Annotated in this window: 15 protein-coding genes; 4 read left to right on the forward strand and 11 right to left on the reverse strand. The window is 57.9% G+C overall.

Features of this window, described 5'->3' with window-relative positions; translation table 11 throughout:
• Window positions 1–5: 5 nt before the first annotated feature.
• Complete coding sequence (locus tag IE089_RS07000; protein WP_189476640.1) at window positions 6–1811, forward strand: flavin-containing monooxygenase; 1806 nt, start codon at window positions 6–8, stop codon at window positions 1809–1811.
• Window positions 1812–1881: 70 nt separating this feature from the next.
• Window positions 1882–3288 (forward strand): M20/M25/M40 family metallo-hydrolase, encoded by a 1407-nt coding sequence (locus IE089_RS07005; protein WP_229802625.1) that lies wholly within the window; start codon window positions 1882–1884, stop codon window positions 3286–3288.
• A gap of 33 nt (window positions 3289–3321) precedes the next feature.
• On the opposite strand, the gene IE089_RS07010 is transcribed toward IE089_RS07005, so the two are convergent.
• From IE089_RS07010 to iscR, 8 genes are all read right to left on the reverse strand, one after another.
• The gene (locus IE089_RS07010) at window positions 3322–3750 is read right to left on the reverse strand and encodes a SufE family protein (protein ID WP_189476641.1); all 429 of its coding nucleotides are present in this window, start codon (window positions 3748–3750) and stop codon (window positions 3322–3324) included.
• Between the two features lie 64 nt (window positions 3751–3814).
• Window positions 3815–4357 carry a putative Fe-S cluster assembly protein SufT gene (sufT, locus tag IE089_RS07015; RefSeq protein WP_189476642.1) on the reverse strand — a complete coding sequence of 181 codons (543 nt, stop codon included), beginning with the start codon at window positions 4355–4357 and terminating at the stop codon, window positions 3815–3817.
• On the reverse strand, window positions 4354–4710 hold the full coding sequence (locus IE089_RS07020; RefSeq protein WP_189476643.1) for a HesB/IscA family protein: 357 nt from the start codon (window positions 4708–4710) through the stop codon (window positions 4354–4356). Before IE089_RS07020 ends, sufT begins: the two co-directional genes overlap by 4 nt.
• A gap of 19 nt (window positions 4711–4729) precedes the next feature.
• A complete protein-coding gene (locus IE089_RS07025) occupies window positions 4730–5974 on the reverse strand; it encodes a cysteine desulfurase (protein ID WP_189476644.1) in 1245 nt (414 codons plus the stop codon).
• Window positions 5971–7251, reverse strand: coding sequence for a Fe-S cluster assembly protein SufD (gene sufD / locus IE089_RS07030; protein ID WP_189476645.1), 1281 nt, complete (start codon window positions 7249–7251; stop codon window positions 5971–5973). Before sufD ends, IE089_RS07025 begins: the two co-directional genes overlap by 4 nt.
• Entirely contained in the window at window positions 7251–8000 is a 750-nt protein-coding gene (sufC, locus tag IE089_RS07035; protein WP_189476647.1) for a Fe-S cluster assembly ATPase SufC, read from the reverse strand. The genes sufD and sufC overlap by 1 nt, the downstream gene beginning before the upstream one ends.
• Before the next feature lie 12 nt (window positions 8001–8012).
• Window positions 8013–9455, reverse strand: a complete 1443-nt coding sequence (sufB, locus tag IE089_RS07040; protein ID WP_189476649.1) for a Fe-S cluster assembly protein SufB — start codon at window positions 9453–9455, stop codon at window positions 8013–8015.
• A 7-nt stretch (window positions 9456–9462) separates the two neighbouring features.
• On the reverse strand, window positions 9463–9984 hold the full coding sequence (gene iscR / locus IE089_RS07045) for a Fe-S cluster assembly transcriptional regulator IscR (protein ID WP_189476651.1): 522 nt from the start codon (window positions 9982–9984) through the stop codon (window positions 9463–9465).
• A 227-nt stretch (window positions 9985–10211) separates the two neighbouring features.
• Here iscR and IE089_RS07050 point away from each other — a divergent pair, with 227 nt between their 5' ends.
• Window positions 10212–11132, forward strand: a complete 921-nt coding sequence (locus IE089_RS07050) for a VOC family protein (protein ID WP_189476653.1) — start codon at window positions 10212–10214, stop codon at window positions 11130–11132.
• Window positions 11133–11144: 12 nt separating this feature from the next.
• On the opposite strand, the gene IE089_RS07055 is transcribed toward IE089_RS07050, so the two are convergent.
• Window positions 11145–12173, reverse strand: a complete 1029-nt coding sequence (locus IE089_RS07055; RefSeq protein ID WP_189476655.1) for a phosphotransferase family protein — start codon at window positions 12171–12173, stop codon at window positions 11145–11147.
• The gene (locus tag IE089_RS07060) at window positions 12173–12598 is read right to left on the reverse strand and encodes a DUF1330 domain-containing protein (protein ID WP_189476657.1); all 426 of its coding nucleotides are present in this window, start codon (window positions 12596–12598) and stop codon (window positions 12173–12175) included. Before IE089_RS07060 ends, IE089_RS07055 begins: the two co-directional genes overlap by 1 nt.
• Window positions 12599–12736: 138 nt before the next feature.
• On the opposite strand from IE089_RS07060, the gene IE089_RS07065 reads away from it, so the two are divergent.
• Window positions 12737–14353: an acyl-CoA synthetase gene (locus IE089_RS07065; RefSeq protein WP_189476659.1), complete on the forward strand. Its 1617-nt coding sequence runs from the start codon at window positions 12737–12739 to the stop codon at window positions 14351–14353.
• 53 nt (window positions 14354–14406) lie between these two features.
• Here IE089_RS07065 and IE089_RS07070 read toward each other — a convergent pair whose 3' ends face one another.
• Window positions 14407–15423, reverse strand: a complete 1017-nt coding sequence (locus tag IE089_RS07070) for a 1-aminocyclopropane-1-carboxylate deaminase (RefSeq protein WP_189476661.1) — start codon at window positions 15421–15423, stop codon at window positions 14407–14409.
• Window positions 15424–15455 lie beyond the last annotated feature (32 nt).

The following is a 15455-nucleotide window of genomic DNA, read 5'->3' on the forward strand; positions in this document are numbered from 1 at the left end:
CGAACATGGCATCAGACAGCGCAGGCACGATAAACACGGCTGAAATCCGGGAGCGGTACGCGCAGGAGCGCAACAAACGTTTACGCCCCGACGGCAACGATCAGTACCTGGAGATCACCGGTGCACTGTCCCACTATCTCGATGACCCCTATACCGAGCGTCATGAGCGCGAGGCGGTTGTCGACCACGTCACCGTCGCCGTCATCGGTGCCGGATTCGCAGGATTAGTCACAGGCGCCAGACTGAAAGAAGCAGGCATCACGGATGTCCGCTTGATAGAGAAAGGGGGTGATGTTGGAGGTACCTGGTACTGGAACCGATACCCCGGTGCACAGTGTGACACCGCAGCGATGATCTATTTACCGCTGTTGGAGGAAACCGGCCGCATGCCCTCCGAGAAGTATGTGCACGGACCCGAGATACTGACGCACTGTCAGGTCATCGCAAAACACTACGATTTATATAACAAGGCCCTGTTCCATACCTGCGTGACTGCCATGAACTGGGATGCTGAGGCCAAACTCTGGCGTATCACCACCGACCGGGGCGACGCGTTCACGGCGAAGTACGTCACTATGGGTACTGGACCGCTGCACGTTCCCAAACTTCCCGGCATTCCCGGGCTGCGCGACTTCAAAGGGCACAGCTTTCACACAAGCCGGTGGGACTACGATTACACCGGCGGCAACTCGGAAGGCGCCCCGCTAGATAAGCTTGCTGATAAGCGCGTGGCCATTATTGGCACCGGCGCTACTGCTGTGCAGTGCGTCCCGCACCTGGCCCGCGCGTGTAAAACCCTCTACGTCTGCCAGCGCACCCCCTCCTCGGTCGATACTCGAAATAACGAGCCCATAGATCCGCAATGGTTTGAGTCCGTTACCTCCGAAACTGGCTGGCAAGATCGCTGGTTAGAAAACTTTGCGATCAACCAGACGGGCGGGATGGCCGATGAAGATCTGGTGCAGGATGGGTGGACCGATCTATCCAAGCGCATCTTGAGCCGGATTGTGGATTTGCCTCCAGAAAAAATGACACCGGAAAACATGCTCGCGGCGTTCGAAGACGCCGATCACGAAAAGATGTCCGAGATCCGTCAGCGCGCCAGCGAGGTCGTGGATGATCCGGAGACCGGAGAAAAACTCAAAGCATGGTACCGGCAACTGTGTAAACGTCCCTGCTTTCATGACGAATTCCTGCAGGCCTTTAACGAGCCAGCCACTGTATTGCTGGACACCGACGGGAAGGGCGTCGAAGCCATTACCGAGCACGGCATTGTCATTGCGGGTAAGGAATATGCCGTCGACTGCATCGTTTATGCTTCGGGTTTCGAGGTAGGCACACCCCACGAGCGCAGAGCCGGATTTGACATGCAAGGTGTTGGTAATGTGCCTCTGTCGCAGCACTGGAAGCACGGCATGCGCAGCTTGCACGGCGTGCATGTGCACGGCTACCCCAACGCCTTTCTTGTCCAAATGTCACAGGGCGCCAACCTGGTCTCGAACTATCCGCATAACCTCACCGAAGCAGCCAGAACAGTTGCCGCAGTTATTCGCCACGCGGAAGCCCGCGGCTCCGATGTTGTAGAAGCCACCGCGGCAGCAGAAGCGAGCTGGCTGGACTACATTGGCACCAGTTCGGGGTTCTTACTCGACAGCACTGACTGTACACCGGGCTATTACAACAATGAGGGGAAGGAGCGCGACGCAGACAGTGCAGTGCCATTGGGACACCCTGAGGGTGCCGTCGCCTACTTTACCTTCATCAAAGCCTGGCGTGAATCGGGTGAATTCGAAGGTCTCACCTTCACCTGAATCGCGCCCTCTTGCCGGCGGACTCCCTAGCCACTAGCATGCGGCCTCCTACGTCAAGAGAGTAATCGCCGTGCTCCCACGCAGTTTACTGCTAACGCTCATATTCGTCCTATCTCCAGCAGCACTGTGCGGAAGTGCGCTGGCCCAACCCTTCTCCGAGAACCAGCTGACTACCGCACAACGCCTAATGGATCAAGCGCTGGAGAGCGACCTGGGTTATGAGATTGTAGAGTCGCTTACAACCGAGGTGGGCCCACGGCTTGCCGGCACCGAGGCTGAATCACGCGCCCGCGATTGGGCAATAGCCATGTTGAAGGCCCAGGGATTTGAGAACGTGCGCAACGAGCCCTTCCCGGTACCCCTGTGGGTACGCGGCGTCGAAACCGCGGCCATCACATCACCCTACCCCCAGCCACTGGCGATCACAGCTCTGGGCGGCAGCAGCAGTACTGGCCCGGACGGTGTTGAGGCAGAGATCGTCGCCTTCAAAGACCTGGCCTCTGTTGAAGCGCTGCCGGATGGCAGCCTGAAAGGGAAAATCATCTTCATCGACGAGCCCATGACCCGCACCCAGGACGGATCGGGTTACGGGGTTGCCGTGCGCAAGCGCCGCACCACTGCCTATGAAGGTGTGCGTCTGGGTGCGGTGGCGGCGCTCATCCGCTCAGTGGGCACATCGACACACCGCTTTGCACATACGGGACAAATGCAGCGCCTGACCGAGGGCGAGCGCGAAGGCGTGCCCACTGCCGCACTGTCAGCGCCAGATGCCGACCAGCTCACACGTTCCCTGAAGCGCGGCCAGCCTGTTCGCGTAAAGATGGTACTCACGCCTGAAACACTGCCACCCTCTGAATCTGGCAATGTCATAGGCGAGATTGTGGGCAGTGAAAAACCGGAAGAGATTATTCTGGTGGGCGCGCATCTGGACTCATGGGATCTTGGCACCGGTGCGGTAGATGATGGCGCAGGCGTCGGCATCGTCACTGCAGCAGCGAGGCTGGTTGCTGCTGAAAACCCCAAGCGGACTATCCGCGTGGTGCTTTTCGGTGCCGAGGAAGTGGGTCTGGTCGGCGCAAAAGCCTATGCCGAGCAACACTGGGACGACCTCGACAATCACATGCTGGCGGCCGAGTCAGATTTCGGCGCCGGCCGTATCTGGCGTTTTGAAACCCGCGTGCACGAGAGCAAGCTGGAAACCGCGCAGGCGATTGGTAATGCAATGCGAGGTATCGGCGTGGGGCCCGGGCCAAACACGGCCTATGGCGGTCCCGACCTGACCTACGTTCGCGCGGCGGGCGTGCCCGTCGTCACGCTGAAGCAGGACGGCCTGGATTACTTTGATCTGCACCACACACCGAACGATACCTTTGACAAGATCGATCCTGCAGACATGGCGCAGAATGTCGCTGCCTATGCGGCGTTTATCTATTTGGCATCGGAGGTTGATGCCCACTTCCGGGGCGACGAAGAATAAATCAGCTTAGGGTCAGCGCAAGGCGCTGGCCCATCAGCTCGCCTCAGCTATCTGGCGAATGCGGGCAACCATTGCCCTCAGGCCGTTGCCTCGCGTGGGGGACAGGTGATTCAGCAGTTGAAGTTGCTCGAAGTATTCGTCCACGTTGAACGCCAGTACCTGAGCTGGCGTTTTGTTGTTGTAGGCGGCCAGCACAACCGCCAGTAGCCCTTTCACAATGAACGCATCGCTATCAACGCTGATTTGCAGGCGATCATTCTCCAGTGCCGTATCTATCCACACCTGGCTCTGACAGCCGCGCACCAGGCGCTCTTCAGTGTGCAGTGCATCATCCATCGCAGGCAACTCTTTGCCGAGATCGATGATGTATTTATAGCGGTCCTCCCAGGCATCAAAAAAACCCAGCGTTTCGACGATGTCCTCGCTGGAAACTGAGTGCCCAAAGGGGTTGGTGTCAGTCATGACTGTGGCTCTTTGCTAGATGCGTTGGGTAGAACGGGTTAGGCGCTGCGTGTGGTGCACGCGCCTAGAAGAACATGCCCGTTTCGAGTTGCGCTTCTTCTGACATCATGTCCCGGTCCCAGGGCGGGTCAAAAACAAGGTTAACCGCCACGGCATTCACGTTAGGTACCAGCGCAACGCGGTGCTCCACGTCTCCCATGAGCACAGGGCCCATACCACAACCGGGAGCCGTCAGTGTCATGTCGATATCAACACGACCCTGCGCCTGGTCTATCGCCACGCGGTACACCAGGCCGAGGTTAACGAGATCTACCGGTATCTCGGGATCAAACACGGTGTGTAAGGCCTCCCACACCTGATCTTCCTGAATGCTGCCATCACCGGCATCCTCAAAAATGAGCACCAGTGGCTCCAGCCCCAGGGCGTCGGCATCGGTGCCATCTACCCGCACCATGTTGCCGTTGTACGTGAGCGTGTAGTTGCCGCCCAAAGACTGTGTCAGGGTGACAAAGGTATGCGCCGGGATGGTGAGCTTGTCGCCCACCGGCACCAACCGCGCAGGGCAATCCCGGTTGGTTGTGAGAATCGTCCGTTCCTGTGCACTCATGCGATGCTAAAGCTCTCACCGCAGCCGCAGGCGGCCGTCACATTGGGATTAAGGAACTTCAGGGTTCGATTAATACCTTCGCGCACATAATCCAGTTGTGTGCCTCGCAGGTAATCGACGGAGTCTGAGGCAATGAACAGTTGCAGCCCGTTATCGGCGGTTACAGTGACGTCATCGCCCTCTCCCGCTGAGACTTCCTCCATGACGTACATGTAGCCAGTACAGCCACTCTCTTTCACACTGATACGCACTCCGGATTGTCCCTTGCCTTGGGCTTGCTGGAGCAAGTGTTTTGCAGCATCAGGGGTGATCGTAACGACGTCGTCGTTTACATCAAAAACTTCCACACTCATAGTTTCTCTACCTCTGGCCTCAACCAAACAGCGCTTTGGCCTTGCGTATTCCTGCCATCAGGGCATCCACGTCTTCGCGGGTGTTGTAAATGGTATAACTGGCCCGGGCCGTCCCCGGCACACCGTAATGTGCCATTAGCGGCTGTGCACAATGGTGACCCGTGCGCACCGCAATACCCTGCTGATCCAGCAACATGCCCACATCCGAGGGATGACAGCCAGCGAGCAGAAAACTGTAGATACCCACTGCTTCCCGCGGATGCCCTACGCGCGACAGGCCATCGATGTCAGCAGCCAGCGCCAGCGTGTATTCGAGCAGGTCTTGTTCATGGGCAGCCGCAGCGGCGCGATCCAGCGACTGCACGTAATCGATGGCAGCGCCCAGCCCGATAACTCCCGCTATATTTGGGGTGCCCGCTTCAAATTTAAAGGGCAGCGTATTGAACGTAGTGCCGCTAAAGGACACGGTTTCAATCATTTCACCGCCACCGAGAAAGGGAGGCATGGCATCAAGTAGCTCTTCCCTGCCCCACAGCGCACCTATGCCGGTAGGACCGAACAACTTGTGCCCCGAAAACGCATAAAAATCGCAACCCAGCGCCTGCACATCCAAGGGCCAGTGAGCCACGGCCTGCGCGCCATCAATAAAGACCTTGGCGCCGACGGCCTTGGCTTTACCAATGATCTGCTGCACGGGGTTTACCGTGCCCAGAGCGTTCGAGACGTGATTAAGCGCGACCATTTTGACGCGCTCATCGAGCATGGAATCCAGGGCATCGAGATCAATATCGCCAGATTCCAGCACGGGAATCGGTTCTACAGATGAGCCAGTTTCAGCGCACACCATCTGCCAGGGCACGATGTCGCTGTGATGCTCCAGGTAGGGCAAAAGAACGCGGTCGCCCTCGCGCAACTCGCTGCGGCCCCAGGTGTTGGCCACCAGGTTGACCGCTTCGGTCACGCCCCTGACCCAAATCACCTGGCGGGACGATGGGCTGTTCAGAAAGGCCGCGACCGCTTCGCGCGCTGCCTCAAACTTTTGCGTCGCCCTGTCGCTGAGCGCATGCGCTCCGCGATGCACGTTGGCGTTGTCGTTGCGGTAGTAATCGGTGATCGCATCGATAACCGCGTTGGGCTTTTGCGTCGTGGCTGCGTTATCGAGATAGATCAGCGGGTGGCCGTTGACCTCCTGCTGCAGGATGGGGAAGTCTGCGCGCACAGCTGCGGCATCAAACGCCTGCGTTAATGCGGTGGCTGCTGTCACGCGAGATGCCTCGTCAATTCAGGATTGCGAGAGAGGCGCTTGGCCAGGATGGGATGGAGAAATTCGCGCAAGGCTTCGTTATCCAGTCCCTCAACCAGCTCATTGATAAACCCGTAGCTGAGCATTACTTCCGCTTCTTCGCGGCCAACTCCCCGCGTGCGAAGGTAGTGCAGCATACCCGCATCCAACTGGGCCACCGTTGCACCGTGTGCGCATTGGACATCGTCCGCATAGATTTCCAGCTCTGGCTTGGTATTGATCTCGGCACTGGCGCTGGTGAGTAGGTTCTTATTGCTGAGCTCTGCCCGTGTTTTCTGGGCGTCCGGGTGTATATGAATGCGTCCGTTGAACACGGCGCGAGCCTCATCACCAATGATCCCACGGAACACTTCATCGGTAGTGCATTGGGGCACGGCATGCTCAATGCAGGTGTGATAATCCACGTGCTCGCTGCCCCTTAGCAGGTACAGACCGTTGAGATCGCAATGGGCGCCGCTGCCGGCGTGTTCAACCACGATATCAACCCGCTTTAGCTCGCTGCCCAGGGCCAGGTGAAAACTGTCGAGATGACTATCGCGGCCCAATCGTGCGTGAACGCCACCGATATGCATCGCATCGCCCTGCTCCAGATGCAGTCGCGCGTGCGTCAGCTTTGCGCCCTGACCAAGAACAAACTCGGTTATGCCGTTAGTGAATGCCGTTCCACCTTCGCCCACGAAATGCTCAATGACATTGCCATGAGCATTGTCGCCCACCGTCACCAACAATCGCTGGTTCACCGTGAAGGCCGGTTGTGCATCCGTCGTGATGTAAACAAGGTGCAAGGGGGCCGGCATGTCAGCACCGGCGGAAATGGACAACAGCAAACCGTCACTCAGCGTCGCGTCATTGAGGCTGGCAAACAGGTGATCTTCGTTGGCGACCACGCTGCCGAGCTGGGATGCGATGGTCTGTGCCTGTTCGTCACTGGCATCAGCAAAACGCACCAGAGACACACCGTCGGGCAGTTTGATACCCGACAGATCGGTATTCAGTTGGCCATTGACGAAAACCAGCTGGGGCCCGCCCAGATCAGGCAATGCGGCCGCTGGTGAGACTGCCTGAACTGGCGAGGTAAACTCGCGTTCCAGCTTGTTGAGGCTGGTGTACTTCCAGGCTTCGGTCTTTCGGGTCGGTTTGTCGCTGGCACACCAGCGCGCCCTCCCCGCTTCGCGGCGGTCGTTTAACCAGGCGGGTGCATCCTGTGCAACCAGCAGTCTCTGAATGAACTCAGACATCAGGCCACCGCAGCCTCTAGCCAGCCGTAACCCTTTTCTTCCAGTTCCAGCGCCAACGATTTATCGCCCGAGCGAACAATCTTTCCGCCGGAAAGCACGTGAACAAAATCGGGCTCGATGAAATCCAGTAGACGCTGGTAGTGCGTCACCAGAACAAATGATCGGTCCGGCGCGCGCATAGCGTTAACGCCCTCTGCGACGACCTGCAGCGCATCGATATCAAGGCCCGAATCGGTTTCATCCATAATGCACAAGCTGGGTTGCAGCAGCATCATTTGCAGTAACTCGTTGCGCTTTTTCTCACCGCCGGAGAAACCTTCATTGACGCCGCGCTTAAGGAAGCTCACATCGAGATTCACGGCTTTGCTCGCTTCTCTCGCCATTTTCATAAAGCTGACGGTGTCGAGGGCTTCCTCACCGCGACTCTCGCGGGTGGCATCCACGGCAGCCTTCAGGAATTCCATGTTGCTCACCCCGGGAATCTCTACCGGGTATTGGAACGCGAGAAATACACCGCGATGGGCACGCTCTTCGGTATCAAGCGCCAGCAGGTCTTCACCCTTGAAGCTGACACTGCCACCGGTGACTTCATAGCCATCGCGCCCGGCCAATACGTGCCCCAGGGTACTCTTGCCGGAACCGTTGGGACCCATAATGGCGTGTACCTCTCCAGGGTTAACCGTGAGGCTGAGGCCTTTGAGGATGACTTTGTCGTCTACTTGCGCAGCCAGCGCATCAATCGTAAGCATGATTCTTTGTTCCTAACCGACTGAGCCTTCGAGGCTCACTTCCAACAACTTGCCTGCCTCTACGGCGAACTCCATAGGCAGCTCTTTGAATACTTCCTTACAGAAGCCGTTCACTATCATCGACACGGCTTTCTCTTCGTCCAGACCGCGCTGCAGGCAGAGATAGAGTTGATCGTCGCTGACCTTGGAGGTCGTCGCCTCGTGCTCAACCACAGCGCTGGGATTCTTGCTCTCGATATAGGGGAAGGTGTGTGCTGCGCACTTATCCCCAATCAGCAGGGAGTCACACTGGGTGTAGTTACGCGCACCCTCTGCGCGAGGCCCCATACGCACCAGACCGCGGTAGGCGTTGCTCGAGCGGCCCGCAGAGATACCTTTGGAAATAATGGTTGAACGGGTGTTTTTACCCAGATGAACCATTTTCGTACCTGTGTCGGCTTGCTGCAGGTTATTGGTGAGCGCCACCGAGTAGAACTCACCCACGCTGTTGTCACCGCGCAGTATGCAGCTTGGGTATTTCCAGGTGACCGCCGAACCGGTTTCCACCTGCGTCCAGGAAATCTTTGCATTGGTGTGGGCAACACCGCGCTTGGTCACGAAGTTGTAGATACCGCCCTTGCCCTCGGCATCCCCCGGGTACCAGTTTTGTACCGTGGAGTACTTGATCTCGGCATCATCCAGCGCCACCAGCTCAACTACCGCGGCGTGCAGCTGGTTCTCGTCGCGCATGGGCGCAGTACACCCCTCCAAATAGCTGACGTGGCTGCCCTCATCGGCAATGATCAGGGTGCGCTCGAACTGGCCGGTATTGGCCTCGTTGATGCGGAAGTAGGTGGACAGCTCCATGGGGCAACGAACACCCTTGGGGATGTAAACAAACGATCCGTCAGAAAACACAGCACTGTTGAGCGCGGCGTAAAAATTGTCCTTCCGAGGCACCACAGTGCCAATGTATTTCTTCACCAGCTCCGGGTACTCATGTACCGCTTCGGACATGGAGCAAAACAGCACACCCGCCTCAGCCAGTTTCTCCCTGAACGTGGTTGTGACCGATACCGAGTCAAACACCACATCTACCGCCACACCGGCCAGGGCCGCCTGCTCATGCAGGGGAATGCCCAACTTCTCGTAGGTCTCCAGCAGTTCCGGGTCTACTTCATCCAGACTCTTGGGGCGTTTTTCGTCCAGGCTCTTGGGCGAGGAATAATAAGATACGGCCTGGAAATCCACCTCGGGATAATTGACGTGGGCCCACTCGGGCTCAGACATTTCCTGCCAAACCCGGAAAGCCTCCAGACGCCACTCCAGCATCCACTCAGGCTCATTTTTCTTCGCCGACAGCGCGCGAACAACGTCCTCGTTCAGCCCTGGCGGAAAGGTCTCTGATTCGACCAGCGTGGTGAAGCCGGCCGCATACTCGCGCTCAATGGCGCTATCAATTTGTTCTTGGCTCATACCTTACCTATACGCTCTGATCGGCGCCGCGGTTGTGCGCCTGACCGTCGTTGTCACTGATTTGTCGCAGGGTGATGTCAGCGCCGACATCGGTGCGCGCCGATTGCTGACAAGCGATGTCACGCACTTCCCGCCGCCGCACCAGATCAGCCAATGTGATGTCGCCGAGGAAGTCACGAATCTGGTCCGACAGGTCCATCCACAGATGGTGTGTCAGGCAGGTCTCGCCGTTCTGGCAATCTCCTGCACCTTTGCAACGCGTGGCATCGGTGGTTTCATTCACCGCCTCAATCACCTCAGCGACACTGATGTCCGTCGCCTCTTTGCCAAGGTGGTAACCGCCGCCGGGCCCACGAACGCTCTGGACCAGTCCCTGGCGCCGCAGTTGGGCAAACAACTGCTCTAGATAAGACAGTGAAATGTCCTGACGCTCCGAGATTCCTGCAAGCGGGATAGGCCCCTGCTGCTGGTTAAGGGCGAGGTCTAGAATCGACGTCACGGCGTAACGTCCTTTTGTCGTTAATCGCATACTGGCGGCTGACCGTTGCTTCTCAATTTGACGGCGCGGAGTGTGCCATAACCCAGTATTTTACTCAACTATATAACCCTGATTGCCGTAGGGGAATGAGGCGATGGGTGGATCGTTGGGAGGCTTCGCAGGTCGGCTTTCTTATACCAGCCGAATGCGCTGCTTTGAGCAGGCATGACGGGGCCGAGGCAGACGGGCCATAATCGCGTTTTTAATGACTAGCGCAAATGGAGTTCAGCAGTATGGGCGTAGCAAGCATTGGGTATGTTCGGATAGCCTCAACAGACACAGCGGCATGGATGTCCTTCGGCACCGAAATTCTTGGCCTGATGGACGCAGGTCGCGAGGACGCCGCTGGCGCGCGTTTCCTGCGCATGGACGACCACCCCTTCCGCTTTATGATCGAGCCTGCCGAGGCAGACAAACTGCTGGCCTGTGGACTGGAGTACCGTGACCGCGAGGATTGGCAGGCCGTTTGCGATGCCCTCACTGCCGCAGGCCATTTCGTGACACCCGGAGACAGTGACGAAGCGAAACGCCGCTGTGTCAGCAATTTCGCCACTGTCACCGATCCCTCAGGCAATGTGCTGGAACTCTACTACGGCCGCTTGCTGGACTACCGCCCGCTGGTCTCGCCCGTGGGCATCAGCGAATTCATCACCGGCGATGAATCCACCGGCGATATGGGTTTCGGCCACGCGGTCTTGCCGGCACCCCACACCGAGACCACGCTGAGCTTCTACACTGACATTATCGGCCTGGGTTTGAGCGACGACCTCTACCCCCCCATGCCGGAAGGCGCGCCGGAATCACGCGTTATATTCATGCACGCGGATAACCCCCGTCAGCACTCATTGGCGTTGTACAACCAGCCCCACCCTGCGGCCGTGGTTCACCTTATGGTTGAAGTTGCCACCCTGGATGAAGTTGGCATGGCGCTGGATCGGGTACAAAAAGCCGGCCTGCCCCTTCTTGCCACACTGGGACGCCACATCAACGACAATATGTGCAGCTTCTACGTGTTGGCACCCGGCGGCATTGCGGTTGAGTACGGTTACGATGGCCTGCTGGTCAACTGGGACAACTACGTCCCGACGGTGAGCACTGAAGGCGATGTCTGGGGGCACGAGTACAGTTTCCCGGGGTAGCCCACGCCGATCTTACAGCGCCGCTTTCACAGCGGCGCCGACATTTTCCATAGCCAGGTTCTGGTGCAGCCTATCCAGTGTCGCTCGCACGTAGTCACCGGCCTGCCAGGCATCACCCATCGCAAATGTCACCGCCGTGCCCACCCACAGGTACAGGGCATGCCAGCGCAACTGTTCCAGCAACTCCTCGTACGCCGGCGCGTGAACACCGAGCGCTAGCAGGCTCTGCCGGTAATGTGTGAGTAGTGACGGCAAGCGCTCTTGTATCTCGGGGGGCGCAAGATTTGCCATCAAAAAGTAACCCACGTCGCGCATGGCCGGTGCTCGCGCAACCAGCGCCCAGTCTAGAAACCCCGGGCGCTCGCCGTCCATAAACAGGTTGCCGTCATGCACATCGCCGTGAACCAGGGTGTGATCGCCGCGATTCCACAATGCGTGAATAGCATCGGTATGGGCCAGGTATAACTCGGCCAGTTCGGTAAACACGGGTGGCAAGTCTGCCCCGTGCTGAGAGAGCGCCTGCTGCACCAATGTCACTGCTATCGGATGCTGTCGCGGTGGCTCCAGCCAGGCTAAATCCGTGTCAAAGCGCTCACTGCGCCAGTAGCGCGCATGCAAGGCAGCAAACTCTGCCAGCATAGTTTCTTCATATGTTCCGTGATGCGTCGCGGCATTGTTGAAGGTGCAACCACTTGTCGCTAAATCCTCAATCAACATCAGATAATGTTCACCCGCATCATCACTGTCTGCGAAGAACACGCCGGGTACACGCACCGGGACCTCATCGGCCAGCTGACCGTAGAAAAGCACCTCTCGCTTGCCCATGCCTGCGGAGGTAACAAAGGCCCGCTGCATCTCATCACGGGGCGGATACTTAACGAATATTGACTCTGGCACGCCAGTGCCTGTGAGTAATAGCTGTGCGCGTCCCGTGGTGCCCTCGTGACTACCGGCGACGGCCACCGTGTCTACACGCACCCCCAGCACCTGACTCAACCACTCGGCAGTAATGTGTTTGGGACCGCCCGGAAAATCAGCCATCAGTTGGGAGCCAGTACCAGCGCGTCCATCGTTTCAATATTGATCTGTCCTTCAAGCCCCGCCTCCCTGTGCACCGCGATCTCCAGGTAGGCCTCTGAGGTGATCATATCCAGCATCGCCTGACGGCTTGGGTAATAGGCGATAGCAACACGGTCCCAAAGGTCCTCTACCTCACCCAACATCAGGCGCGACACATCACCGCTGAACAGCAGGCCACCGCCATGCTTCTGCAACAGCTCAAACACGCCCTGTCCATAGAGTGCGTAGGCCTCTTCTCCGGTCAATGCTGTTTCGCGACCATCGGCGTACTCGGCTTTCTCCCGAAATTTCAGCAGGTTCACCATATGAATGGGACCTTTCTCCGGTGACTCACCAAACCCCGCCAGCTGCGCATCACTGGGGATAGTGCGATTGTTAACTTCCATAGCTGCTCTCCATAACCGTCGACTGTGTCGCAGGGTAATCCGATGCTGTCCCCACCTCAACGGGGGGCCGGCTGATTCTATTTTCAGACGCTCCATTAGGGCGTATGGTTGCCAAAAAGAAGAAGACGGAGCACTCGCATGAGCTGGAACTTTGGCGACATAATGGACACGCTTACCGAGGTGGTGCCGGGAAACCATCCTGCACTGATCCATGGTGACAGGGTACTGACCTGGCAAGACGTGGATGAACGCTCCAATCGCCTCGCCAGGAACTTGCTTCAGGGCGGCGCCGCGACCGGCGACAAGGTCGGTTTCTATATGCGCAATCGACCGGAGTACATGGAGCTTCTCGCCGCCTGTTTCCGCGCGAGACTGACCCACGTCAACGTCAACTATCGATACACTGCTGACGAAGTGCATTACATCTTCGATAACTCCGACGCTACCGTGGTGGTCTATGGCAGTGAGTTTCGCGACAACATCCAACAATTGAAACCCCGCCTACCCAAGGTCACGCAGTGGGTTGAGATTACTGGTGAGACACCCGTCGAAGGCAGCCTTAGCTATGAAACACTGGCAACCTCTGGCGTTGCCGGCGCACTGAATGTACAGCGCTCGCCGGATGATCTCCTGCTGCTGTATACCGGCGGCACCACCGGTATGCCCAAGGGCGTCATGTGGGACCACGACAATTTGCGCGAAGCACAGTCACTGGCATTGCGCGCCATCGGCCCGGTGCCTGAAACGCTGGATGAACTGCGCCAGAAGATTGCCAGCGATGGACCGGGCGACACCATGATTCCCGCCTGCCCGCTGATGCACGGTACAGGACTGTTTACTGCGATGGGCACTTTCTTCAGTGGCGGTACCGTTGTCACGCTACCCAGCGCTTCACTGGATGCTCCGGAACTGTGGCAAGCCGTGCAAGACCACGGCGTGAACTCAGTGTCTATCGTGGGCGATGCCTTCGCTAAACCGCTGCTTGGCGCACTGCAGGAAAACCCCGGACGCTGGAACCTTGCCAGTCTCGGCGGCATGATCTCGTCGGGCGTAATGTGGTCGCAGGAGGTAAAAGAAGCCCTTCTTGAAGAGTTGCCCGCCGCCCTGCTGGTAGACAGCTTCGGTTCTTCCGAGGCCGTCGGTTTTGGCGCCTCCATCAGCGCCAAGGATATGCCGGTTGAAACCGCCAGCTTTACCACCAACGACTACTGCAAAGTGTTCGATGAAAACGACAATGAGATTCCTCGCGGCGGCGACACTCCGGGATTCATTGCATTCGGTGGACCCATCCCACTGGGCTACTACGGCGACGCCGAGAAAACCGCAAAAACCTTCAAGACCATTAACGGCCATCGCTACTCCATACCTGGGGATTATTGCCTGGTGGGCACCGACGGTACCCTCACGCTATTGGGACGTGGCTCGGTATGTATTAACTCCGCGGGCGAGAAAATTTACCCGGAAGAAGTCGAAGAGACGCTCAAGCTGCACCCAGCGGTGGACGACGCACTAGTGGTAGGCGTAGCCGACGAAAAATGGGGCCAGGCTGTGACTGCGGTTGTAAAGCCAAATAACAATGCCAGCGTGGACGAGCAGACATTGGTGGACTTTGTTAAAGGGCGGCTCGCACATTACAAGTCGCCCAAGCATGTCTTCTTCGGCGGCCCACCCTTCCGGGCGCCGAATGGTAAAGCCGATTACAAATCGGTCACCGCTTTTGCCCAGGCGGAAGTCGCCACACGCGCCGGTGGTTAAGAGACCGTGAGAACGGCTGAGAGCAGGACCAAAAGTAGCAGGGCTCTGAGCCGTTAACCGTTTCTGTATAGGTAGCTGTAGGCGTTGATGGCAGGCACGCCCCCAAGATGCGCGTACAACACTCGCGAGCCCTTCGGGAAAAACCCCTTTCGAATCAGGTCAATGAGACCCTGCATTGATTTCCCCTCATACACGGGGTCAGTCATCATGCCCTCCAGTTGCGCACACAACCTGATCGCATCATTGGTCTCTTCTGAGGGCACACCGTATGCCGGGTAGGCATAATCGGGTAACAGTGTAAGGTCCCCCTCTGTGATGCCGCGACCGAGCTCCACTTTCTCTGCAGTATCAGAGGCGATCTGCAACACCTGCCGACGGGTTTGCTCTAGAGTGCCCGAGGCATCGATGCCAATGACGCGATCGGCGCGACCATCGTCGGCAAAGCCGACCAGCATGCCCGCATGGGTAGAACCGGTTACCGTGCACACCACGACGAAGTCGAACTGGAAACCCAGCGTGGCCTCCTGCGCCCTCACCTCCTCGGCAAAACCAACAAAGCCAAGACCACCCAAGGGATGCACTGACGCACCCGCGGGAATCGCATAGGGCTTGCCACCACGATCACGAACACTGGTCAGCGCGGCCTCCCAACTTTCCCTGATACCGATATCAAAGCCCACGTCGACCATCTCGATTTCCGCGCCCATCAGTCGGCTCATCAGGATGTTACCTACGCGGTCATACACTGCATCAGGAAATGGCACCCAGCTCTCCTGCACTAAGTGGCACTTCATCCCCAGCTTGGCTGCAACGGCAGCCACTTGCCGCGTGTGGTTGCTCTGTACACCCCCTATGGTCACCAGCGTATCCGCACCCTGAGCAAGAGCATCCGGTACGATGTACTCCAGCTTACGCAGTTTGTTGCCGCCAAACGCCAAGCCGCTGTTGCAGTCCTCTCGTTTGGCAAACAGGTGCACGTCGCCGCCCAGGTGATCAGACAGTCTTGTTAAGGGCTCGATCGCAGTTGGGCCGAATGTCAGCGGATACCGCTCATACTGTGCCAGGTTCATTTAGACACTCCAGAAAATCGTTGATCTTGATA

Source organism: Parahalioglobus pacificus (assembly GCF_014652275.1).
GTDB lineage: Bacteria > Pseudomonadota > Gammaproteobacteria > Pseudomonadales > Halieaceae > Parahalioglobus > Parahalioglobus pacificus.

Excerpts from the sequence above, each read along its gene's own strand:
- IE089_RS07000 (WP_189476640.1), top strand. The coding sequence starts at position 6 with ATGGCATCAGACAGCGCAGGCACGATAAACACGGCTGAAATCCGGGAG.
- IE089_RS07010 (WP_189476641.1), bottom strand. The coding sequence starts at position 3,750 with ATGACTGACACCAACCCCTTTGGGCACTCAGTTTCCAGCGAGGACATC.
- sufT (WP_189476642.1), bottom strand. The coding sequence starts at position 4,357 with ATGAGTGCACAGGAACGGACGATTCTCACAACCAACCGGGATTGCCCT.
- IE089_RS07020 (WP_189476643.1), bottom strand. The coding sequence starts at position 4,710 with ATGAGTGTGGAAGTTTTTGATGTAAACGACGACGTCGTTACGATCACC.
- sufD (WP_189476645.1), bottom strand. The coding sequence starts at position 7,251 with ATGTCTGAGTTCATTCAGAGACTGCTGGTTGCACAGGATGCACCCGCC.
- sufC (WP_189476647.1), bottom strand. The coding sequence starts at position 8,000 with ATGCTTACGATTGATGCGCTGGCTGCGCAAGTAGACGACAAAGTCATC.
- sufB (WP_189476649.1), bottom strand. The coding sequence starts at position 9,455 with ATGAGCCAAGAACAAATTGATAGCGCCATTGAGCGCGAGTATGCGGCC.
- iscR (WP_189476651.1), bottom strand. The coding sequence starts at position 9,984 with ATGCGATTAACGACAAAAGGACGTTACGCCGTGACGTCGATTCTAGAC.
- IE089_RS07050 (WP_189476653.1), top strand. The coding sequence starts at position 10,212 with ATGGAGTTCAGCAGTATGGGCGTAGCAAGCATTGGGTATGTTCGGATA.
- IE089_RS07055 (WP_189476655.1), bottom strand. The coding sequence starts at position 12,173 with ATGGCTGATTTTCCGGGCGGTCCCAAACACATTACTGCCGAGTGGTTG.
- IE089_RS07060 (WP_189476657.1), bottom strand. The coding sequence starts at position 12,598 with ATGGAAGTTAACAATCGCACTATCCCCAGTGATGCGCAGCTGGCGGGG.
- IE089_RS07065 (WP_189476659.1), top strand. The coding sequence starts at position 12,737 with ATGAGCTGGAACTTTGGCGACATAATGGACACGCTTACCGAGGTGGTG.
- IE089_RS07070 (WP_189476661.1), bottom strand. The coding sequence starts at position 15,423 with ATGAACCTGGCACAGTATGAGCGGTATCCGCTGACATTCGGCCCAACT.